Origin of the sequence: Anaerotalea alkaliphila (assembly GCF_010179735.1) — a bacterium.
Taxonomy (GTDB): Bacteria; Bacillota; Clostridia; order Lachnospirales; family Vallitaleaceae; genus Anaerotalea; species Anaerotalea alkaliphila.
Map to the genome: position 1 here is coordinate 45,594 of NZ_JAAEEH010000002.1, position 22,967 is coordinate 68,560.

General features: G+C 63.2%; 17 protein-coding genes and 1 riboswitch. Of the genes, 16 read left to right on the forward strand and 1 reads right to left on the reverse strand.

Translation table 11 applies throughout. From position 1 onward, the window contains the following. The 11 genes from GXN74_RS01275 (at position 1) to GXN74_RS01325 (ending at position 11,979) form a co-directional block, all read left to right on the forward strand. Positions 1 to 813 carry a CpaE/TadZ family protein gene (locus GXN74_RS01275; protein ID WP_162369109.1) on the forward strand — a complete coding sequence of 271 codons (813 nt, stop codon included), beginning with the start codon at positions 1 to 3 and terminating at the stop codon, positions 811 to 813. Next, positions 798 to 2,675, forward strand: a complete 1,878-nt coding sequence (locus GXN74_RS14815) for an ATPase, T2SS/T4P/T4SS family (RefSeq protein WP_162369110.1) — start codon at positions 798 to 800, stop codon at positions 2,673 to 2,675. The genes GXN74_RS01275 and GXN74_RS14815 overlap by 16 nt, the downstream gene beginning before the upstream one ends. Beyond that, positions 2,672 to 4,729, forward strand: a complete 2,058-nt coding sequence (locus GXN74_RS01285; protein WP_162369111.1) for a hypothetical protein — start codon at positions 2,672 to 2,674, stop codon at positions 4,727 to 4,729. Before GXN74_RS14815 ends, GXN74_RS01285 begins: the two co-directional genes overlap by 4 nt. Positions 4,730 to 4,792: 63 nt before the next feature. Further along, on the forward strand, positions 4,793 to 5,278 hold the full coding sequence (locus tag GXN74_RS01290; protein WP_162369112.1) for a hypothetical protein: 486 nt from the start codon (positions 4,793 to 4,795) through the stop codon (positions 5,276 to 5,278). A 3-nt stretch (positions 5,279 to 5,281) separates the two neighbouring features. Continuing rightward, positions 5,282 to 5,713, forward strand: a complete 432-nt coding sequence (locus GXN74_RS01295) for a hypothetical protein (protein WP_162369113.1) — start codon at positions 5,282 to 5,284, stop codon at positions 5,711 to 5,713. Then, a complete protein-coding gene (locus GXN74_RS01300; protein ID WP_162369114.1) occupies positions 5,710 to 6,228 on the forward strand; it encodes a hypothetical protein in 519 nt (172 codons plus the stop codon). The genes GXN74_RS01295 and GXN74_RS01300 overlap by 4 nt, the downstream gene beginning before the upstream one ends. Then, entirely contained in the window at positions 6,215 to 7,081 is an 867-nt protein-coding gene (locus tag GXN74_RS01305; RefSeq protein ID WP_162369115.1) for a hypothetical protein, read from the forward strand. Before GXN74_RS01300 ends, GXN74_RS01305 begins: the two co-directional genes overlap by 14 nt. A 57-nt stretch (positions 7,082 to 7,138) precedes the next feature. After that, positions 7,139 to 8,194 (forward strand): rhomboid family intramembrane serine protease, encoded by a 1,056-nt coding sequence (locus GXN74_RS01310; RefSeq protein WP_162369116.1) that lies wholly within the window; start codon positions 7,139 to 7,141, stop codon positions 8,192 to 8,194. Positions 8,195 to 8,281: 87 nt separating this feature from the next. Continuing rightward, on the forward strand, positions 8,282 to 8,698 hold the full coding sequence (locus tag GXN74_RS01315) for an HIT family protein (RefSeq protein ID WP_162369117.1): 417 nt from the start codon (positions 8,282 to 8,284) through the stop codon (positions 8,696 to 8,698). A gap of 213 nt (positions 8,699 to 8,911) precedes the next feature. Then, a riboswitch (cobalamin riboswitch) is annotated at positions 8,912 to 9,102 on the forward strand. 133 nt (positions 9,103 to 9,235) lie between these two features. After that, on the forward strand, positions 9,236 to 11,326 hold the full coding sequence (locus tag GXN74_RS01320) for a ribonucleoside triphosphate reductase (protein WP_162369118.1): 2,091 nt from the start codon (positions 9,236 to 9,238) through the stop codon (positions 11,324 to 11,326). Beyond that, complete coding sequence (locus tag GXN74_RS01325) at positions 11,326 to 11,979, forward strand: anaerobic ribonucleoside-triphosphate reductase activating protein (RefSeq protein WP_162369183.1); 654 nt, start codon at positions 11,326 to 11,328, stop codon at positions 11,977 to 11,979. Before GXN74_RS01320 ends, GXN74_RS01325 begins: the two co-directional genes overlap by 1 nt. A 52-nt stretch (positions 11,980 to 12,031) precedes the next feature. Here GXN74_RS01325 and GXN74_RS01330 read toward each other — a convergent pair whose 3' ends face one another. Continuing rightward, complete coding sequence (locus GXN74_RS01330) at positions 12,032 to 13,096, reverse strand: undecaprenyldiphospho-muramoylpentapeptide beta-N-acetylglucosaminyltransferase (protein ID WP_162369119.1); 1,065 nt, start codon at positions 13,094 to 13,096, stop codon at positions 12,032 to 12,034. Positions 13,097 to 13,268: 172 nt separating this feature from the next. Between GXN74_RS01330 and GXN74_RS14670 the strand changes: the two genes are divergently transcribed. The 5 genes from GXN74_RS14670 to GXN74_RS01355 all read left to right on the forward strand — a co-directional run bounded on the left by GXN74_RS14670 (position 13,269) and on the right by GXN74_RS01355 (position 22,849). Next, positions 13,269 to 14,420, forward strand: a complete 1,152-nt coding sequence (locus GXN74_RS14670; protein WP_162369120.1) for an S-layer homology domain-containing protein — start codon at positions 13,269 to 13,271, stop codon at positions 14,418 to 14,420. A gap of 444 nt (positions 14,421 to 14,864) precedes the next feature. Continuing rightward, a complete protein-coding gene (locus GXN74_RS01340) occupies positions 14,865 to 17,615 on the forward strand; it encodes a DUF5704 domain-containing protein (protein ID WP_162369121.1) in 2,751 nt (916 codons plus the stop codon). A gap of 130 nt (positions 17,616 to 17,745) precedes the next feature. Beyond that, positions 17,746 to 19,086 carry an efflux RND transporter periplasmic adaptor subunit gene (locus tag GXN74_RS01345; RefSeq protein ID WP_162369122.1) on the forward strand — a complete coding sequence of 447 codons (1,341 nt, stop codon included), beginning with the start codon at positions 17,746 to 17,748 and terminating at the stop codon, positions 19,084 to 19,086. Next, positions 19,083 to 22,205 carry an efflux RND transporter permease subunit gene (locus tag GXN74_RS01350; RefSeq protein ID WP_162369123.1) on the forward strand — a complete coding sequence of 1,041 codons (3,123 nt, stop codon included), beginning with the start codon at positions 19,083 to 19,085 and terminating at the stop codon, positions 22,203 to 22,205. The genes GXN74_RS01345 and GXN74_RS01350 overlap by 4 nt, the downstream gene beginning before the upstream one ends. Next, the gene (locus GXN74_RS01355; protein ID WP_162369124.1) at positions 22,202 to 22,849 is read left to right on the forward strand and encodes a TetR/AcrR family transcriptional regulator; all 648 of its coding nucleotides are present in this window, start codon (positions 22,202 to 22,204) and stop codon (positions 22,847 to 22,849) included. The genes GXN74_RS01350 and GXN74_RS01355 overlap by 4 nt, the downstream gene beginning before the upstream one ends. Positions 22,850 to 22,967: the final 118 nt, after the last annotated feature.

Here is a 22,967-nt window from a genome sequence, read left to right on the forward strand (position 1 = left end):
ATGCAGATCGCATTCTGGTCCAGGGTGGGCGGCCAGGGAGGGACCACCTCCGCGGCCGCGGCCCATGGGGCCATGCTGGCCCTGGCCCATCCGGTGAAGGTGCTCCTGGCCCAGGTCCAGGGGGAGACCCTGGAGCGGTGCTTCTTCAGCCGCAGGGACGCCCAGCCGGGGCCCGGGTCCTACGGGGGCTATGTGGAAGGGGGGATGGAGGCCCTGCTGCGCCTGGCCCGGAACAACCGGCTGGGGACCGGGGACTTCGCGGACTACACGGTCCCCCTACTGAAGCAGGGGAAGCTGGACCTGCTCCAGGGCCACGGAAGCCTGGACGCCCAGGGCCTGGCCCTGCTGCCCCAAGTGCTGGAGACGGCGGGGAGGTGCTACGACCTGGTGGTCCTGGACTTCCCCAACGGCCGGGGGCATCCGGGCGGGGAGCTGCTGGAACGGGCGGACCTTCTGGTCTTCTGCCTGAACCAGAACATCCACGTCCTGGAGGGGCATGTGAAGGAGGTGCTCCTGGAGAAGCGCCCCGCCCCCAAGGACCATCTCTGCCACATCAACTTCTACCGGAAGGAGCTGAAGGCTTCGGAGGGGAACCTGCGCCGGCAACTCCTGGAGAAGGAGCTCCTCAGGCTGCCCTACGACCCGGGATTCCAGGACGCCTGCAACCAGGGGGGGCTCCTGGAGTTCCTCATCCGGCACGTGGACCGGCCCTCCGGGGAGAAGGGGCACCCCTTCCTGGAGAGCCTGAAAAGGAACACCACCCTCCTGATGGACAGGATGGAGAGAGGAGGCGGACGGTGGATACAGGACTGAACCTGCTGCTCAACTGCACCCTGCTGGCCCTGGTCCTCCTGGGCCTGGCCCTGCGCCGCAAGGGGGCTGCACGGGGAGGGCATGCGGCCGAAAATCCCCGGGACACGGGGAGACCCCTGGACCTTGGGGGCCTCCTGGAGGAGGTGAAGCGGACCGTGAACGACATGACCAGGACCAACCTGCAGGAATGTTCCATGAGCGAGGAGGCCTTCCTCCGGGAGCTGAACAAGCGGAGCACCCTGAAGAAGGCCCTGCGCAACTGCAGCTGCGGAAGCGAGGAGGACAAGGGGTATGTGAAGGACTTCCTCTACGACGTCCTCCGGCAGCGGGACCTGAGCCCCCGGCAGCTGGAGGGGCTGCTCCCCTTCGGCACCCCCGCCAGGCTCAGCCCCCAGGACAAGTTCGAGATCCTGCTCCACCTCTACAGGAAGGAGCATGGGGGCAGGGCCCTGGAACGGTTCCTGGAGGACCACGGCCTAGACGAACCCCGGTGGGGCATCGAGGACGGGACGGTCCAGTCCTATCTGGTCACCGCCGGGGACCTGGAGCGGATCTACGGGGAGGAGACCCCCGTGCTGGACCGGGAGGACAAGCTCCGGATCCTGACCCAGCGGATCTACCAGTCCTACAAGGGCTACGGGGTGGTGGACGAGCTGCGGGACATGGAGATCGACGGGGTCTCCGGCGGGGTCTCCGGGTTCGGGGAGAACGCCCCTTTTTACGGAGGGGAAGGGGAGGAGGAAGGGCTGCTGCGGATGTCCCGGAGCGTGGACAGCGTCTGGATCTTCTACAAGGGGAAGCCCATCCACCTGTCCTTCCTGTCCTTCGGGACCCAGAGCGAGCTGCGGCGGATCTGCCAGAACATCTACCGCTACAACAAGGCGGGGCAGCTTTCGGAGACGGCGGGCTTCAAGGTGAATGAGATGCGGGACGGGAGCCGGGTGGTGGTGGTCCGTCCCTCCTTCTCGGAAAGCTGGGCCTTTTTCGTCCGGAAGTTCCACATCCGGGACGTGAGCCTGGAGGAGCTGGTCCAGGACGAGGGGAACGCCCTTCCCCGGGAAATGCTCCGGCACCTCATGCAGGGGGCCCGTATTGTGGCGGTGACCGGTGCACAGGGGACGGGGAAGACCACCCTCCTGATGGCCATGGTGAAGCACATCCACGGGACACTGACCCTCCGGATCCAGGAGATGGCCTTCGAGCTGCACCTTAGGAAGGTCTACCCCCTGCGGAACATCCTGAGCTTCAAGGAGACGGGCAGCATCTCCGGCCAGCAGGGGCTGGACCTGCAGAAGAAGACGGACGGGTCCGTGAACATCCTGGGGGAGGTGGCCACCGACGAGGTGGCGGTCTGGATGCTGCAGATGGCAATGGTGGCCTCCCTGTTCACCGTTTTCACCCACCACGCCAAGACCACCCGGGACCTGGTCCTCTCTCTCAGGAACTCCCTGCTCAAGTGCGGGATCTTCCGGGACGAGACCGTGGCGGAGGCCCAGGTGGTCCAGGTCCTGGACTTCGACGTCCATCTGGCCAAGGACGTCCTGGGCCGCCGCTACATCCAGCGGATAACAGAAATCGTGGAGCTGCGGGAGAAGGAGGGGTACCCCCTGGACTACAGGGACGCGGGCTCCTTCCAGGAGCAGGTCCTGGGCTTCATGGACACCATGGCCGCATACTTCCAGCGGAAGACGGAGCGGACCACCTATGAGGCCCGGGACGTGGTGTACTGGAAGGACGGGGCCTACCGTCCCGGGGAAAGGCCAACCCGAGCCACCCTGGAAAAAATGGAGGAGCACATGGAGCCGAAGGAGCGGGTCCGCTTCCAGGCCTTCCTCCGGGAGCATTGGGGGGAGGGCCTATGAACGGGGGAATCCAAAGCCTTCTGCCCTGGATCATGGCAGCCAGCCTGGGTGGGGTGCTGGGAGGCTCCCTCCTGTTGGGGAGGGTCCTACTGGAGGAAGGCCGCCGGCGCCGGGGGCAAATGGAGAGGAAGGGGGAGGGGAACCGGGGCGTCCGGTGGGGGCGCTTCCACCAGGACCTGTACCGGCTCCTGGGAGCCCTGCCCCCCACCCGGAGGCTGCTCCTGGAGATCCGGACACAGCTCTCCATCCTCCACAGCGGCTCCGAGCGGAACCTCCGCCACAGCGCCGCGTCCCTGGCCCTGAAGGTCTACGGCGGCCTCCTGCTGCTGTGGGTCCTCTTCGCCCTGCTGGCGGGGGAGCCCCATCTGCTGGCCCTCTTCATCCCCCTGACCTGGTTCCTGGGGGAGACGGTGGCGGACTACTTCGTGGTCCGGCTCCAGAACCGGTTGCTCCACCAGCACATCCACTTCAACGAGCGGCTCCGGCAGCGCTATTACGAATGCGGGACCGTGGACGAGGCCCTCTACGAGGTCTGTGGAAATGCGGGGAAGGACATGGAGCTGATGGCCATCCAGGGGCAGAGGATCCTGGAGGTCCTCCAGTCCAAGGAACCGGAGCGGGAGATGGAGGCCTACAACGAGACCGCCCCCAACAACTACCTGAAGATGCTCCTGGGCCTCTGCTTCCTGACCATGGAATACGGGGATGTGGCGGTGGGGGGCCAGAGCGGCTTCATGCGGAACCTGGGCACCCTTTCGGACGAGCTCCGGATGGAGGCCGGGAAGCGGGAGAGGCTGAACTACGCCCTGAAGAGCCTCCACGGGATCATCCTCCTGCCCCTCTTCTGCATCGGTCCGGTAAAAGGGTGGGCGGGGGAGAATTTCCGTCCCCTGGAGGTGTTCTACGCCAGCCCCCAAGGATTCCTCTTCGAATGCCTGCTGCTGGTCCTGGTGGGGGCCGCCTTCGTGGCCCTGCGCAAGATCCAGCAGCTGGAGTCCAGGAGGCTCCCGCCTCCGGGGCATGTGCCCCTGGAGGAAAGGCTCCTGGGGGGACGGCTGAAGGGGCTGCTGCTGCCTTTCGTCCCCCCGGCGGGGAGCCCCGGGGGGAGGCGTCTGCACCAGAAGCTTTCGGACAGCCTGTCCCCCCTCTCCTACGAGAACTACCAGGTCCGCCGGATGCTGGTGGCCATCCTCTTCTTTCTGGGGGCCGCTTCGGTCCTGGGGGGGATGAAGGCGGTGGCCGTAAGGAACGTCTGGAACGCCCCCACCCTGGAGACGGGCTTCCTGGGAGGGAGCCTGGGGGAGGAGGCCCTGGCGGAGGCCCGAGAGGCCACCGCCTTCGACAGCGGCTGGCTCCAGCGTCCGGAGAGCGCCAGCCTGGAATCCCTGGTCCCCGCCTTGGCAGGGGCCACCGGACTGGACCCCCGGGAAGCTTCGGTCCTGGGGTTGAGGATCCTGGCCAAGCGCCGGACCCTGGACGGCCTGGGCCTGGCCTGGGAGGAGCTCCTGCTGGTGCTGGGGGTGGGGCTCCTGGGCTACCGGATGCCGGACCTGTGGCTGTTCTTCAGCGAGCGGGTCCGGCGGATGGAGATGGAGGAGGAGGTGGCGGGATTCTCCACCATCATCCTGATGCTCATGCACCACCCCCGGGTTTCTGTGCTGGAGCTGCTGGAGTGGATGGAGCTCTTCTCCTTCAACTTCAAGAACAGCCTCATGGGGTGCCTGAACGACGCCTCCCATGGGTTGGACACTGCCCTGGACAGGCTCCAGGAGGGATCGGGCTGCGGCCCCTTCACCCATCTGGTGGAGCGGCTGCGGATGGCGGAGGACGGGCTGGCCATCGCTCAGGCCTTCGAATCCCTGGAGGTGGAGAAGCACTACGAACTGGTCCGGAGGAAGGAGGCCAACAACCGGATGGTGGAGCGGAAGATCGCCCTGGGCCAGACCATCGGTTTCCTGCCGGTGTACGGCCTGATCCTCCTGTACATGATCGTCCCCATGGTGGGGTCAAGCATCCGGGAGATGGACACCTATTTCCAGCAGCTCATGGGATAGGAAGCAAGGGGAACCGGACAACAAGACGAGCGCATGAAGCGGCAAGAAAGCGGAGGTAGGACTATGGATTCAAACATTCAAAAGGCGTTGTGGCTGGGCGTGGGCATCCTGTTTTTTGTGGCGGTGGTGAGCACGGGGCTGTTCCTGTTCGGGAAGGGGAAGGCGGTGGCCTCCAGCAGCGGGGACCAGCTGGACGGCATGACCAAGCAGCTGTCGGAGATAGAGTATGCGGACTACGACAATGTGGAGATCACCGGGAACGACGTGGTGAACGCCCTGCGGAAGTACAAGGGGGAAGGGGGCAGGTTCATCATTGAAGTGACTACTTTGAACGGAACATTCGCCCAGTATATCAGCAGTGGCACAGTAACAGGTGGTATTTTGACAAGTCCTATGAGCGCATTGACCCTTTCTATTATCGAGGGTAGTCTGAAAAATGCACAATCCATAAGTCATGGTAGCTACATCAACCCCCTCGGACGTTTTGCGGTGACCCTTGTCTACGACAAGAACCGGGTGGTCCGGGGCATCTCCGCCGTGCAGCAATAGCCCATGGAAGAGTCCTATGGGAAGCTGATGGAAATCGCCCTGGGGGTGCTCCTCTGCCTGGGGGCCTTGGGGTCCTTCCTGACCGGCCACGCCCAGCTGGAAGCCTACCGGGTGGCCAGCCGGGAGCGGATGGAGCAGGCGGCCTCCACCGGCCTGGTCCTGGAGGCGGTCCCTCCCGTGGAGGACAGGGAATGCCTGCCGGGAACCTCTTTGGTGCCTCTCCTTTGCCTGGACCCGGTCCGGGAGGGGGAGGTGCTTTTCTTTGAGGGGGTGCCGGTGGAGGGGCTGTATCCGCCCCAGGCATCCCTGGAGGAGAAGCTGGACCGGCTTGGGGAACTGGGCTTCGACCCGGCCGGGACGTACCGGGTCTTCCTTACCCTGGACGGGGAGGGGCGGACGGTGGAAGTGGATTGCAGGAAGGAGGAAGACGGATGATCGAGAACAGCCTATGGAAGCTTTCGGCCCTGCTGCTCCTGGTGGCGCTGCTGTATGTGGCGCCCCTGGCCAGCCTGTTCGAGCGGCAGGGGGACATCACCTACGAGCGGGTCCGGGTGGAGACGGCGGCCCTGACGGACCGCGTCCGGAACCTGGGGGTACTGGAGAAGGACCAGTGGGAGGCCTACCTCCGGAAGGTGTCGGCCACCGGGGAGGTGTACCAGGTGGAGCTGGAGCACCAGAAGCGGAGCTACACCCCGGTCCTGGACGGGGCGGGGGAGCCCACGGGGGACTGGCGGACGGTCTACGCGGGCAGCTACGACGGGGACATCACCGGGGAGCTGGCGCTTTCGGGACGGTATCCCCTGGCCTTGGGGGACTTCTTCTATGTGACGGTGCGCTCGACCTCCAGGAGCAAGGACCAGGCCCTGAAGTCCATGCTCTTCGGGCGGAGCGGCGCCTTCCCCGCGGTCTACACCCGGAACGGGGGGATGGTGCGCCATGAGGATGACTAAGTACACCCTGCTGGTGCTGCTGGCCCTGCTGCCCCTCCTGGCGGTCCAGTACTTCACCTGGGAGTGGGAGCGGATGGCCGTCCGGCTGGAGGAGTCCTACAAGGAGCGGCTGGAGGACGCCATGGCGGACGGGGTGGCGGCCATTAAGGCCTACAGCCATGAGGAGTTCCGGGGGGAGCAGACCAAGCGGGTGGCCCTGAACACGGAGGCGGTGCTGGGGAGCTTTAGGCAGAGCCTTTATTTCCGCTTCCAGGTCCTGGACCCGGCGGGCCGGCGGAACCTTGAGAAGCTGTTCCCGGCGGTGGTTCTTTTGGGCTACGACGGCTTCTACTGCCAGGGGTGGCAGGCGGTGGAGATGGAAGGAGAGGAGGCATTCGAGAAGGTGCTGGGGGTGAAGCGGCCTTACGCCGTCCCCCTGGGAGGGGACCGGGTCCTCTACCTGCGCCTGGACCGGCAGGTGGCCTACGGGGACCTGGGGGCCGGGCGGCTGCTGGAGATGGAGTACGGGGAGCTCCATGCCCTGCTGGAGGGGGAGGATGCCCTGCCGGACGCCCTGCCCCCGCCGGAAGGCTTCGAGGACTTTCGCAGGCTGGCCATCACCGCCCAGGTGAACCGGGCCATGACCGAGGCCGGACGGCGGAGGGACCTGGCGGCCCATGGCAGGGAGCGGGCCCAGGGTTCGGTGGCCTTCCCCCCCGTGGACGGCCACCGGTTCGGGGCAAGCCTGGACGACTTGTCCCTGGCGGTCTGGATGGAGGGTCCACCCTTGGGGCCGGACCGGAAGCTCAACCTTTTTTCCGTGGGGAAGGCCAGCCTCCTGGGGAAAAAAGCCCAATTCCCGGTTTCCTATTGACTTCTTCCGGGGAAGGGTTAGAATGGAGCAATAGGGCTTTGGAAGGGAGGCGGGAGCATGAGCGAGAGGCAAGAGGCGGTGCTGGCCCGGTTGGAAGGGTATTTCCAAGGGCGGGGCTACAGCACCATCGAGACGGGGCTTGCGGGGATGCGGATGTACATGGTGTTCATGAAGAGCAGCCTGTACGTCTTCAACCTGACGAACCTGGACCGGGGGGAAGCCCTGGACCAGGACCGGTTCCAGCGGTTCGAAGAGATGGTCCGCAGGCAGTTCAAGCGGGTGGACACGGACCACGTGGTCTTCCTGAACCTGCTCCTGACGGAGGAGCCGGAGCGGCTTTCGGTGTTGGAATCCATGGAACCGGACATGGAGCGGAAGACCATCTCCATCTATTGGGTGGTGGATACGGAGGCGGGGGCCTTGGTGATCCCCAAGCGCCAGCCCCGGAACCTGCTGGGGATCGAGAAGGACCTGAAGATGCTCTTGGACACGGGGAGCGTCCCCTCCTTCCAGCTGCGGCGGGTGGACAGTTCCATGGGCTTCACCTACGGGCTGATGTTCCTGAACCTGCTGGTCTGGTTCCTCATGGAGATGGGGGGCGGGTCCACGGATGTGGGGGTGCTCCTTCGGTTCGGGGCCATGCAGCCGGCCTTGGTGCTGGGGGAGGGGCAGGTCTGGCGGATGTTCACCGCCATGTTCCTCCACATCGGCCTGGGGCATCTGCTGTTCAACAGCTTCAGCCTGTACATCTTCGGGTCCCGGCTGGAGCGCTACCTGAAAGGCCGGGAGTTCCTGGGGGTGTACCTGGCGGCAGGGCTTGCCGGGTCCTGCTTCAGCCTGCTGGGTGCCCTGCTGTTCCGGCCGGATGTGGTTTCGGCGGGGGCCAGCGGGGCCATCTACGGCCTCATGGGCTCCATCCTGGTCCTATCCAGGGCCGCGGGCAGGTCGGTGGAGGACTTGAGCTCCTACAGCCTGTGGATGATTTTCCTGGTGGGGATGCTCTACAGCATCCTGAACGTCCATGTGGACGCGGCGGCCCACCTGGGGGGGTTCATCGGCGGAATCCTGGCCACCTTGCCCCTGGTGCGGGCCCGGCGGCATAGAGGAGACTGATTTTCCCCTTGTCTTTTTCTCGGCTGTTGTGATAAAATGAGTCTACGATTGTTACTGTACTGTTCGAAAAGGAGATAATGGGAGTCTATGATTAAACAGAATTGCTTGTTTTGCAGTATCGCCACTGGCCTGATGGAGTCGGCCACCGTGTTCGAGAATAATGACTTCAAGGTGGTTCTGGACCGTTTTCCTGCGGCGCCGGGACATACGCTGATCATGACCAAGGAGCATGTGGACAACATCTTCGACCTGGACGCGGAGACGGCGGCCAAGATGTTCGCCCTGGCGACGGTGGTTGCCCGGTCCTTGAAGAAGGCCATGGGATGCGACGGGATGAACATCCTGCAGAACAGCGGGGCTGTGGCGGGGCAGACCGTCCATCACTTCCATCTGCACCTGATCCCCCGGTTCGAGAACGACGACCTGAGCTTCAAGTGGAAGACGAAGGCGTTCCAGGAGGATGAGCTGGAGGAGATCGCAAGGAACATCCAGTCGGAGATGTAAGGGGTTGTGGAGAAAAGACAAGGGCATGGTTCCGGAAGGGGCTGTGCTTTTTTTTGTGACGCAGAGTGATGCAGAGGGACGGTTCTTCCGCATCATTGTCGTTAGATGGCGGAGGGAAGTTGACGATGATGCGGAAGAACCGTCCCCCCGAATCATCGGTGTAGCGGAAAAAGCCTTGACCACAAGATATGGGTGTGGTACAGTGTTAGACAACAACATATTGTGTCCAGAGGTCTTTGCCCGTTCTGCGGGCGAGTGAAAAGGGAAGGAAGTGCGAATCTTCCACAGCCCCCGCTACTGTAATTCGGATGAACGCCAGGTGCCACTGTTCGCGCAAGCGGATGGGAAGGCTGGCAAGTAAGAGGATGATAAGTCAGGAGACCTGCCTCTGGACGGGAATCGAGCTTCGGTGGGAAGCGGATGGTTGCGGCGCTTTGCCGCGCACAGCACATCTGCCGGGGGCAGGTGTTTTTTTCTGCCCTTTTTCCCATCCGTGTCTTGCTTTCCAATCACAACGGATGACGACGGAGGTGCGGGATGGCAACAACGGTAAGGAAAAGGAACGGTGAAATCAAGGGATTCGACAGGGAGAAGATCGCCCGGGCGATCTTCAAGGCGGCAAAGGCCTGCGGGGGAACGGATTACGGGTGCGCCCAGGAACTGGCGGAGCAGGTGGCCCTGCATGTGGAGGCGCGCCATGGGGATCCGGTGGGGATCGAGGACATCCAGGACAGTGTGGAGAAGGTGCTGATCGAGAACGGGCACGCCCGTACGGCGAAGAAGTACATCCTCTACAGGCACCAGCGGACGGAGGCGCGGCAGAAGGATTCCCTGGTGGGGGCCACCGTCCGCCTCATGAACAACTACCTGGAGGAGTTGGATTGGCAGGTCCGGGAGAACGCCAACGGAGCCGACCGTTCCGTGATGGCCCTCTACAACTATACCCGGGAGGAGTTCGTGAAGCTGTACTGGCTGAACGAAATCTATCCGGTGGAGGTCTCCAACGCCCATGAGAGCGGGGACCTGCACATCCACGACCTGGGCTATCTCTCCCCCTACTGTTCGGGATGGGACCTGCACCAGCTGATCCGGCAGGGCTTTCGGGGGGAACGCCAGTCCAGCGCCCCCGCCGGCCATTTTTCCACCATCCTGGGGCAGCTGGCCAACTCCATCTTCGCAACCCAGCTGGAGAACGCCGGGGCCCAGGCCTTCTCCTCCTTCGACACCTACCTGGCCCCCTTCATCCACTACGACGGCCTCACCTATGGGGAGGTGAAGCGGCACATGAAGTCCTTCATCTTCGAGATCAACATGCCCATGCGGGTGGGAGGGCAGGCGCCCTTCACCAACCTGACCTTCGACCTGCGGTGCCCGGGGAACCTGAGGGACACGGCGGTGGTGCTGGGGGGCAGGATGCTGGACCGGTGCTACGGGGAGTTCCAGGCGGAGATGGACATGGTGAACCGGGCCTATGTGGAATGCATGCTGGAAGGGGATGCGGAAGGCCGCCTGTTCACCTTCCCGATCCCCACCCTGAACGTGGACAAGGACTTCCCCTGGGATTCGGAAGTGGTCCGCCATTGGATGGGGCTCACCGTCAAGTTCGGGGTCCCCTACTTCGCCAACTTCATCAATTCCGACCTCTCCCCGGAGGACGCCCGGTCCATGTGCTGCAGGCTGCGGCTGGACCAGCGGGAGCTTCGGAAGCGGGGAGGCGGGCTGTTCGGCTCCAACCCCCTCACCGGCAGCATCGGGGTGGTGACCCTCAACCTGCCCCGGATCGGCTACCGGTCCAAGACCAGGGAGCAGTTCCTGGAGCGCCTGCAGGGCGCCGTGGACCTGGCGGTGGAGTCCCTGGAGCTGAAGCGGAAATGCATCGAGCGGTGGAGCGACGAGGGCCTGTATCCCTACTGCTGCATCTACCTGCAGGAGATAAAGGAGCGGACGGGACAGTACTGGTCCAACCATTTCTCCACCATCGGCATCGTGGGGATGAACGAGGCGGTCCAGAACTTCCTGGGCAAGGACATCGGCTCCGAGCGGGGGATCGCCTTCGCCAACGAGGTCATGGACCGTCTTCGGGACCTGCTCCAGGAGGCCCAGGCGGCCACCGGGAACATGTACAACCTGGAAGCCACCCCGGCGGAATCCACGGCCTACCGTCTGGCCCTGAAGGACAGGAAGCTGTATCCGGACATCTTCTGCCAGGGTACCAGAGAGGTGCCCTACTACACCAACTCCTCCCAGCTGCCCCCCCAATACACAGACGACATCCTCCAGGTGGTGGAGCTCCAGGACGGACTCCAGTCGAAGTACACCGGCGGGACGGTGCTCCACCTGTATACGGCGGACAAGGTGACGGACGGGCAGGTCGTCGGGAACCTGATCCGCAAGATCTTCGGCAGGCACCAGCTGCCCTACCTTTCCTACACCCCCACCTTTTCCCATTGCAAGGCCCACGGCTACAGGAAGGGGGAGCATTACACCTGTCCCGAATGCGGCGGGGAGACCGAGGTCTACTCCCGGGTGACGGGCTACTACCGGCCCGTGTCCAAGTACAACAGCGGGAAGCGGCTGGAGTTCGCCGACAGGATGCGGTTCGACCTGGAGAAGGCGGGGGATTGCTGATGCGCATCGCCGCGTACAACCGCTGCTCCCTGGTGGACTACGAGGGGCGCATGGCGGCGGTGGTCTTCACCCGGGGATGCAACATGTCCTGCCCCTACTGCCACAACAGGGACCTGGAAGGGATGGAGGACTCCGTCTCCGAGGAGGAGGTCCTGGGGCACCTGGCCTTGCGCAAGGGTCTGCTGGAGGGGGTGGTGGTCTCGGGAGGGGAGCCCACCCTGCAGGAAGGGCTTGTCCCCTTTTTGGAAAGGGTCAAGGCCCTGGGGTATCCGGTGAAGCTGGACACCAACGGCACCCGCCCGGACGTCCTGGAAGGACTCCTGGAAAAAGGGCTTGTGGACCACGTCGCCATGGATATCAAGACGGTGCCGGAAGGGTACGGGGAGGTTTCCGGCTGGCCCTACGGCGGAGCGGTGGAGGCTTCGGTGGCCCTTGTCCGGAAGGCCCCAAGCTACGAGTTCAGGACCACGGCCTATCCGGAGATGGGCGTGGAGGCTCTTAAGACCCTGTGCCGGAGCTTCCGGGGGGAACCCTATTACCTCCAGCAGTATCGGCCCGTGGAGGCGGAAGGCCCGACGCCCTTCGGGGAGGACCTGCTCCGGCGGCTCTCCAGGGAAGGGGGCGCCCGGCTGCGGGGGGTGGAAGTCGGCTAGACCAGCGGACGGAGGCGCGGATGACCCTTCATAAAAACAAAGGAGTACGGCCTTAGCGGCTGTACTCCTTTATTGTCTCCAGGACCTTTTCTGTCCCGTCCGTGTGGGGGGCGCCCTCCATGGCCCGGATGCAGGCGTCCCTGTCCGTCCACAGCTGCCGGATGGCCTCCAGCAGGGTCTCCTGGGTGAGTTCCTCTTCCTGGAGAAGGTGGGCGTAGCCGTCCCGTTGGAAGGCCCGGGCGTTTAGGATCTGGTCCCCCCGGCTGGCCCCGGCGGAAAGGGGCACCAGGAGGGCGGGCTTCTTCAGGGCCAGGAATTCGGAGATGGCGTTGGAGCCCGCCCGGGAGAGGACCAGGTCGGCCATGGCCAGCAGGTCCGGCAGCTCCTTGCCGATGAACTCGTACTGCCGGTAGCCCGGGGTGCCTTCCAGTTTGTCGTCCAGGTTCCCTTTCCCGCAGAGGTGGAGGACGTGGAACTCCTCCAGGAGGGTCGGGAGCAGGGCCCTAAGGACCTGGTTGACCTTCACGGAGCCGATGCTCCCGCCCATCATCAGCAGGACCGGCCGCCGGGCGGTGAGGCCGGTGAATTCCCGACCCCGCCCCGCGTCCCCCTGGTAGAGGGATTTGCGGATGGGGCTTCCGGTGTGGACCCCTTTTGTCTTGGGGAGGTGCTCCAGGGTCTGGGGGAAGGTGGTGCAGACCGCCTTGGCGAAGGGCTGGCTCAGGCGGTTGGCCAGTCCCGGGGTCATGTCCGACTCGTGGACCACCACGGGGATCCGGCGGAGCCAGGCACCCAAGACCACCGGGACCGCCACGAAGCCTCCCTTGGAGAAGACCACCGCGGGCCTGATCCTGCCCAGGACCTTCCAGGCCTGGACGCAGCCCAGGAGCACCTTGAAGGGGTCGGTCAGGTTCTTCAGGTCCTTGTAGCGCCGGAGCTTGCCTGAGGAGATGGGATGGTAGGGGAGATGCTGCTGCCGGACCAGCTCCTTCTCGATGCCGTTCCTGGAGCCGATGTAGTGGATCTCGTAGCCGGCCTCTGCGAGGCCCTCCAGCAGGGCGAAGTTGGGGGTGACGTGGCCTGCGGTGCCGCCGCCGGTGAGCACGATTTTCTTCATGGATGTCCTCCTTGGGATTTCTTCTAGCACCATTATGGGACCCCCGGGGGAAAAATTCAAGGCCTTTTCGCAACCCAGGGTGTCGGCGGGCATGGATTGTTTCGGTATGCCCGGTTGGGGTACAATCCAGGAAAGGCATGGCGCAAGAAGGCCATGGAGAAGGAGGCGTCGGATGGGATTGAAAAAAGGGTTGGTGCTGGGAGTGTTGTGCATGGGGTTCTTCCTGGTCCTGCGGCTGGGTGTCAGCGGAAGGGCAGGGTTCACGGATGTGGGGGAGGGGGACTGGTTCCATGGGACGGTCCTCTCCCTGGCCACGGACGGGAGGCGGATCGTCCAGGGATATCCGGACGGGAGCTTCCGCCCCCAGGGGCAGCTTTCGGCGGACCAGTTCGTGGCCCTGACGGTCCGTGCCCTGGGGAATTCCCCGGAGAATGGGACGGGCTACTGGGCCCAGCCGGCCATCGACAAGGCGCTGGAGCTGGGGCTTCTGCTTCCCGGAGAGATAGGGGACTATCGGGCGCCCATCGACCGGCAGAAGATGGCCCGGATCCTGGTCCGGGCACTGGAGCTTTCGGAAGGGACGGGGGAACTCCCGGACTTTGGGGTGCTGGAGCGGTGCCTGGTGGACAGCCGGAACCTGGAGCCGGCTACCAGGGAGGCGGTGCTTGCGGCCTACGGGGCGGGCATCCTGGGGGGCTATCCGGACCACACCTTCCGGCCGGCGGGGATCCTGACCCGGGCGGAGGCCTGCACGGTGGTGGAGCGGTTGCTGTCCCCGGACAAGAGGCTGGTGCTGGAGCCGGAGCGGATCCGGGAGGAGATCCGGGCGGCCATGGGGGCGCAGCTGTACGGCGGGGCGGAGTGGGTGGACCCGGTGGAGCAGGAGGTAAGGGAGCGGATTCGGGTGGATATGGGGTTGCTGGAGAGTGGGATGAAGTACACACCGAATGAAATCAGCTATTCTGAAGGCAGCTTCTTTTTTAATCTAAGCAGTGACAATGCATATGGAGAAATATTGTACAATAGAAATGGTCCTTTGGCAGGCCACGTAGAAGACTTCAAACGGTTGTTGCAACGCAGGTTGCCAGAACAAGAAGTCATTAAGGTCATGACCTATCTTCGGCAGAAAGAGAATTATCAAGACTTGCTTCCTGAAGAGGACAAGGTATTCTATTTGGATCAGGGGCGGTATTTGGTAAGATTGACTATGGTTGTCCATTTCAAAGAAAATCCCACACTAAAAGGATCACCATTAGTAGGTTTTTCTATCTTGTTCAGGGATAAAGAGTTTATTGAAAAATATGAACGGTATGTAGTGGAATAGGGAGGAAATACTATGGGGATAAGGGGAGCGCGTTGGATATTTAGCATGTGTATGGGAGCAGTTTTTCTCTTCGGAATACATCCAATAGAGTCTATGGAGGTGCCTCAAGAGATGCAAGAAGCCATAGATGAGTTGAATGACCGGTTCTGGCATAGTGATGTCATCAATCAGATTAGTTTTAATGTTGACACTTGGAATGTCTATTCGATGATATGTATTGGTGAACCATTTGGTACATTTAAATCAGGCGAATACAGATATTTGGGCTATACGCCTAATGGAGACAATGTTAATAATCCGAATTATTTGGATGATGATCCAGCCAGTACCTTAATAAATAACTGGAACTGGAAGTTAAACGCAAATCCAATTACACAGATTGAAACCTACACCGCCTCCGATCCCACCGAGCTCTCCTTCTACGCCCAAGGCATCCTCCAATCCTTGACCCAGGAATACGGCGGCGGCCAAAGCCCCGGGGACTTCTTCGACGAATCCGAAGGCCCGGAGCCCTGGCTGGAACGGGCCATCCTCCTCCAGCCCATCACCGAGAAGAGCCGGGGACTCCTCCGCTTCGAGCACCTCTGGGACTCCAACAAGGACGGCGTCCCGGAGACCTGGTACATCACCGTGGTGATCCCTTCCAAGTCCGAGGTGGACTCCCTGGTTGAGGTCACCAGCACCATCCAGGTGGAACCCCGGATTCCTTTGGAGACCATGTCCATCGACGGGACTTTCCACTTCGCCATCAACTCCCTGGAGCCTCTGGTTTCCTATGAAATTCTGGAGATGGAGAATGCCATGCCCCAGGATCCGGCCCTCCATCCCCTGGGAACACCCATCCCTATCACGGGAAATTGGTACACAGGAACCGTCCCCCTGTACCACTCCACCCCGACGGCGAGGACGGAAATCCGGATCGTGCTCAAGGCCACGGACCAAAACGGCAGCACAGCTGTCCGGGAGGCGATGGCCGTGGTGGAGAAGTCTGCACCGGCGGCTCCCCCGTCGGACCCCACCCTGGGGGCCGGGGACATCAAGCTTCGGGCCATGGCCCGGGGAGGGGAGATCTTCGACGTGTCCCAGGGAATCCCCACCGGGGAGAAGCTCTATGCCCAGGTGGACGGGAACCTCTATGGGGCGGACTACGCCTGGGTGACCGTCACCGGCACCAGGACCTATACGGTGGTGGTCACGGGAAGGCGCAAGAGCACCACCACCAGCATCGTGGACGGGGAGGTGGTCTACACCACCAAGTACACCAGCTTCAGCAAGACCTACCTGGTCAGCAGGAGCTATTCCTACCGGGACGTGGTCTGGTACTACGCCTACGGGGTGGACAAGGCCCAGGTGGGAAGCGCCGTCCTGGCGGGAGGAAGCCTGGAAATCCCGGCCCTGGGGGGAGCGGTATCGGCTGGCCTGGTCCAGGGGGGCATCCTAAGCGAGCCTTCCGACACCACCGTGAATGTGGGGACCATCTCCTCCACCTCCGGACTCCAGTCCGTGGCGGAAGGAGCCATCGGCAGCATCCTTACAGAAGACGACCGGCTCCTGCTGCAGGGAAGCACCATATTGCCGGGGAATCCACTGCCGGACTCCCCCCGTCTGGGACCTTCCGTCCTCTACAGGGAGAGCCTGGAGATACCCCCGGGCCTGGCCAACCGGGGCCAGGCCCCAACGGCGGGAAGCCTCTGGTACAAGCTGGCTTACAGCTACGGAAGCCACGGCATGGCCGCCGCCCGGGAGCTTGCCCTCCAGGGGAACCCGGTGACGGTCCACACTCCGGTGGTCTGCCGTCCGGTGGTCCTCTCCAGGATTGCAGACTCCACTGCTGCGGTCCCGGACCCCTCCCTCCCCAACCTGCTCCTGGGGGATTCCTTCGAAATCCGGTACCCCACCCAGGGCAGCCACCGGTCCATCCCGGGCTACGGGACCAGGGACTACGCCAAGTACACCCAGGCCCGCCAGGTCCAGTTCCCCTTCGACGTCTACCAGGGTGGGGTGTACCGCAAGGCCTGGACCTGGACGGACTTCTCCGCCGGAGCCCTGTCACAGACCTATTTCCTCCCCGCCTGGGCGGCGGAAGCGAAGGAGGTTACCGTCCGATTCAGGACCCTGCCGACGAACGGGGGGAATCCGGAGACGGCCGCCCAGGAGCCCTACGCCAACCTAGGTGTACTAAACCACCAGGCGGTGGCCGCGGTGAAGGTCTCCTTGACGGGACAGCTCTACAACTTCCGGGTGACCTACAACCGGGACCCGGCCTGGGAAGCACATTATAAAGGTGCGGACACGGTCTTCCATTCCGGGAGGAACAATCCATGGGGCATCCCCGACCCCGCGCGGAAGAACATCCTTCCGGTGACCCCCGGGAAGAACACCGGCAATCCGGGGGCGGCCCTCCGGCTGGGCTACCCCTTTTGTTTCGACTTCCTGACCAATGGGGACACCATGGAGGGGAACGACTTCGCCCTGGTCCGGCCCCGGTTCCACCATGTGGATGCCCAGGGGAAGAACCGCCAGGAGGTGGACGCCTATTACAACAGCGGAGGCAGGCTGGTGAAGCTGGGGGACCCGGGGGACAATTCCCTCCTCCAGATGGTCCTGTACGCTCCGGGAAGGGGGATCATCAAGAAGGAACTGGAGGACACCGCCGCCGCCCTGGCGGCCCAGAACCGGGGGGACGGGAAGGACATGGCCGCCTGGCTGAAGGACCTGGCCAACAGCCAGGCCCGGTCCCTCAAGGCCGGAAATACCATCCGGCTTACGGAACAGCAGCGGACCTTCGTGGGGAACTTCGCCAGCCTCCCCCCGGAGGTGGGGACAAACAGGGCCCGCGCCTCCATCCAGAAGTGGTACGGGCAGTACCACCTGCCCAGCAGCACGGTCTTCGTCCCTGCGGGAACCCGGCTGGGGGACCTGGGGACCGTCCGGCTGGACAGGCCCCCCTTCCTCCAGACGGGCTACATCATGGTGAACTTCCAGGTGGAGGTCCACAAGAACGTGGCCGCGGACATCCAGAAGGACGGTCCTACCAAGGTGGACCAGGCCCTGCAGGCATCCGCTCCCCATCTGCTCTACGACAACCAATGGGACCGGGAGGGCTACGACACCGCCCAGAGCAGCCTGGAGACGGCCGCTGGGGACGTGGTCCTATACCATGTGGACCGACGGGCCAGCGGGAACTACCAATAGGAAGCGCCCAGAAACCGAATTAATCAAAACTTAATTGACAGGCCTCCTGCCTTGTTCTAGAATGGAATTGACTGCCGACCGACTGGTCGGTCGGCAAACCATGAGACAAGAGCAGGAGGTTTTTCGTTCCATGAAGAAGACAGGAAAGATCATCATAGGATTGGCCGCACTGGCCCTGGTGGCGGCGGTCGTCTATCCACGGGTCATGGAAGGGATCCGTACCCGGAACATGGCATCGGTGGAAGGGGAGAAGAAGGTGGCGGTGGAGACCGTTCTGGTGGAACAGGGGTCCATCGCCACCACGGTGGAGCTGATCGGTACCATCGCGGCGGACAAGACGGTGAACGTCATCCCCACCATCCCCGCCAAGGTCTCCAAGCTCCAGGTGAAGGTAGGGGATGAGGTGGAGGCGGGAGACCCCCTCTTCTCCCTCTACACCGACGACCTGGACACCCAGATCACCCAGGCGGGGATCGGGATCAGCAGCGCAGCCGCCAGCCGGGAACAGGCCCAGGTGGCCCTGAAGAACGCCCAGGCATCGGTGGAGTCCGCCCGTCTGGCATACGAGCTGGCCCTCTCCAACTACAGGATGGGCGTGGAGAAGTACGAGAACGGCCAGGCCAACCTGGCCCGGTACAGGACCCTGTATGAGGAGGGCATCATCTCCAAGGCGGACCTGGAGCAGATGGAATTGAACGCCTCCACCGAGACCCTGGTGCTGCTGGAGAAGCAGCTGGCCCAGGCGGAGCAGGGGATGAAGCAGGCGAACATCGCGGTGGAGAACGCCCAGGCCACCATCAAGCAGGCGGACGCAGGCTACCGCCAAGCCACAACCAGCTACTCCAGCGCCCAGGACAACCGGGGGGACATGTTCTTCACCGCCCCCATCAGGGGATTCGTGGTCTCCGTGGGCATCGAGGAGGAGCAGCTGGCCACCAACGCCCAGCCCGCGGTGGTCCTGGCGGACATCGACAAGGTGGTCATCCGTACGGAAGTCTCCGAGAGCCTGGTCAACAAGGTAGCCCAAGGCCAGCAGGTCCAGATCCGGATCGCCTCCCTGGAAGGGGAGGAAATCTTCGGCACCGTCACCACCATCAACCCTGTCGCTGACAGCAGGACCCTCCTTTTTCCGGTGACCATCGAGATCCTAAACCAGGACCACAAGGTGAAGCCGGGGATGTTCGCCACCGTCCTGGTGGACACGGAGAAGCGGGAGGACACCCTGGTGGTGCCCGCCCAGAGCGTGGTCCAGCGGAACCAGGAGAGCTATGTCTTCGTGGTGGAACGCACGGGAGAAGGTGGGGAGGAAACGGCCACCGTCCGCAAGGCGGTCGTGGCAACCGGCCTTGCCCAGGGCGGGAAGGTGGAAATCCTTTCCGGCTTGGAGGCCGGCCTGGAAATCGTCGTGAAGGGCGTGGGCCTCATCGATGAAGACACCCTGATCGACCCGGTGAGGGGGGACGCATCATGAACCTACCTTCCCTTGCCGTAAGAAGACCCATCACCACGGTGATGTTCATGCTGGTGGTGGTGCTGTTCGGGATGGTTTCCTCCTCCCGGCTGCCCATCGACCTATACCCCAACATCGAGATCCCCGTGGCCATCGTGAACACCACTTATGCCAACGTCGCCCCTGAGGAGATCGAGAAGCTGGTCACCCGGCCCATCGAGGAGGTCATGGGGACCGTGGCCGACATCGACGCCATCACCTCCATCACCCGGGAGGGGAGCTCCATCGTCATCGCCCAATTCAAGATCGGCACGGACATGGACTTCGCCACACTGGACATGCGGGAGAAGGTGGACATGGTCGCCGGCTTCCTGCCGGACGGAGCCTCGGACCCCATGGTCATGCGAATCGACATCAACGCCACCCCCATCATGCAGGTGGCGGTCTCCGGCGCCGACGTGGCCACCCTCCAGCGGTATGCGGACGATGTGCTGAAACCCTCCGTGGAGCGGGTACAGGGGGTCGCCTCCGCGGAAGTCTCCGGAGGCTATGAGGAATACGTCTCCATCCAGGTAGACACCGCCAAGATGGAGGGCTACGGCCTGACCCTGGACAGGGTAGCTGGAATCCTGGGGGCGGAGAACATCAACATGCCTGCAGGCACTGTGTTCCAGGGGGACAAGGAGCTGCTCCTTCGGGGCATCGGGGAGTTCGAGGACCTGGAGGAGATCCGGGACCTGCCCATCCCCCTGGGCACCGGCGGCATCCTCCGGGTCCGGGAGATCGCCGTGGTGGAGATGGCAAACAAGGAGCAGAGCTCCATCACGAAGGTGGACGGGGAGCCGGCGGTGAGCATTGCCGTCCAGAAGCAGTCCGGCACCAACACGGTGGCCGTGGCGAATGCGGTCCGGCAGTCCCTCCTGGAGACGGCAAAGGGCAGCGAGTATGAGGTCCGGGTCATCTACGACCAGTCCGACTTCATCAAGCGCTCCATCAACCAGGTGGCCAACAACGGCATGGTGGGAGGGATTCTGGCGGTCTTCGTGCTCTTCATTTTCCTGCGGAGCGTGCGGAGCACCATCATCATCGGGCTCGCCATCCCCATCTCCGTCATCGCCACCTTCATCCTGATCTACTTCAACGGCATCACCCTGAACATGATGACCCTGGGGGGACTTGCCCTGGGGATCGGGATGCTGGTGGACAACGCGGTGGTGGTACTGGAGAACATCTACCGGTTCGTCCAGGAAGGGAAGCCCAGGAAAGAGGCGGCGGTGGAAGGGGCCAGGGAAGTGGCCATGGCCGTCACCGCCTCCACCCTGACCACCATCGCCGTGTTCCTCCCCATCGTTTTCGTGGAAGGGGTCACCTCCATCATGTTCCGGGAGCTGGCGCTGACCGTCACCTTCTCCCTGGTCTCCTCCCTGGTGGTCTCCCTGACCTTGGTGCCCATGCTGGCTTCCAAGCTTCTGGTGGTGGACGAGCAGCAGGGCATGCACCATGCGAACAGGGCCAAGCCGGTGGCTTTCCTTCTGGACCAGGCGGACAGGTTCTACAGCCGGCTGGAGGAGGGGTACCGGAATCTTCTCCGCTGGGCCCTGCACCACAAGAAGACCGTGGTCCTGGGGGCCTTCGTCTTCTTCGTGGCGTCCATGCTCTCCATGGTCCTGGTGGGCAAGGAGTTCATGCCCATGACCGACGAGGGGACCTTCACCATCAACCTGGAGACCGAACCAGGGGCCGGGGTGGAAGAGATCGGCTCTCTGGTGGACCAGGTGGTGGAAGCCATCCTGGACGTGCCGGAGCTGGATTATGTCTTCACCAATGCCTCCATCAGCAGCGGCATCCGTATGATGAATTCCGGAGCCGTACAGGGGATGCTGGTTCCTCTGGACCAGCGGAACCGGAGCGTGGACGACGTGGTTGTGGACATCGAAGGGCGGATCGCCCGGATTCCGGGCATGAAAGCCACCGTGGCCGCCACCAGCTCCACGGGCATGATGGGGGGCGGCAGCGCCATCTCCATCCAGATCAAAGGGGACGACCTGGAGCTTCTGGAGGATCTGGCGCTCCAGGTGGGGGACAAGGTGGGCACCGTCCAAGGGGCCCGGAACATCTCCAACAGCCTGGAGGACGCCATCCCCCAAGTGGAGATGCGCCTGGACAGGAACAACGCCTCCCGGTTCGGCCTGACCACCGCACAGGTGGCGTCGGAAGTCAAGAACGTGCTGGACGGGAAGACCGCCACACGCTATAGGATCGAAGGGGATGAGATCGACGTGGTCCTGGAAGGGGACACCCGTTACCAGGAGAGCATCACGGCCCTGGAGCAGATGCCCATCGGCACCCCGGCGGGAGGCACCGTGCCCCTGGGATTGGTGGCGGACATCCAGGGCCGCTCCGGCCCCCTGCAGATCAACCGGGAGGACCAGGCAAGGACCGTTACCGTCTCGGCGGACGTCTACGGCAGGGACCTGGGATTGGTCTCTGCGGAAATCCAGACCCTGGTGGACGCCATGGAGCTGCCCCGGGGCTACACCATCGAATTCGGGGGACAGAACCAGGAGATGGTGGAAGCCTTCTCCGACCTGGGACTGGCCCTCATCCTGGCACTGATCCTGGTGTACATGATCATCGCCTCCCAGTTCGAGTCCCTCCTGGCACCCTTCATCATCATGTTCACCACCCCGCTGGCCTTCTCGGCGGGGACCTTGGGACTCTTCCTGACCAACAGGAACCTGAACGTCCCCTCCATCATCGGCTACATCATGCTGGCGGGGATCGTGGTGAACAACGCCATCGTCCTCATCGACTACATCCAGACCCGGATGGCCCGGGGGGAGGACACCTACACGGCCATCACCAACGCGGGTCCCATCCGCCTGCGGCCCATCCTCATGACCACCCTCACCACGGTTCTGGCCCTCTTCCCCCTGGCCTTGGGGATAGGGGAGGGGGCGGAGCTCCAAGCCCCCATGTCCACCGTGGTCATCTTCGGCCTGAGCATCTCCATGTTCCTGACCCTGGTCTTCATACCCGTCCTCTTCAGCATCATGGACAACCGGCACAGGAAGTTCCTGGCGGCCAGGGAGGCCAGGCGCATGAAGCGGGAGCTGAAAAGGAAGGGGGAAGCCCTATGACAGAGCAAAAAAATCTGTCCACCAAGGACCGGATCCTCCACTCCGCCGCCGGAATCCTCTGCAGGGAGGGGGTGGGGGAGGTCACCATGTCCAAGGTGGCCCACCAGGCGGAGCTGGGAAAAAGCACCATCTACGAGCACTTCAGGAGCAAGGAGGACCTGGTGGCCCAGGCCATCCTATTCGTCTTCCAGGAGATGGTGGAAGGCCTCCATGCCCAGGCGGGCGGGCCGGAAACCCCGGCGGCGGAGCGGCTGAGGAACACCGTGGTCCTGCTGCTGGCGGCCCTTTCCCAGGACCAAAGCGGCCTGGGAAGGCTCTTCGAGCATACGGACGTCCTGGTCCTCCAGGCGGTCCTGGGGGAGGAGCACCAGAAGCGGATCCTGGAGCTCCACAAGAAGGGGATCGGCTACACCCTGGAACTGCTCCGGGACCATTATAAGGAAAGGAAACTGCAGGTGGAGGTGGGGGAATTCGACGCCCTCTGCTTCCAGCGGCAGCTCTTCATCCACTGCGCCGCCTTCTGCGGAAAGGACCTGGTGGCCAACCTCTACAAGGACCAGGTGGCGGACCCGGCCGGGTACGTCCTGGGGCTCATGCAGGGCTTCCTGGGCGCGCTGGAGGCCCGCTCGGGAAAGGCCCGCTAAATTACAGAAATGTTACAGGTGCTGTTAACAGGTTGACGATGGCCCTACTAAATGCTATAATTTGCATGTATTCAGAACATATGCGTGTATGTTCAAAAACAAAAAAACTTTATAAGGA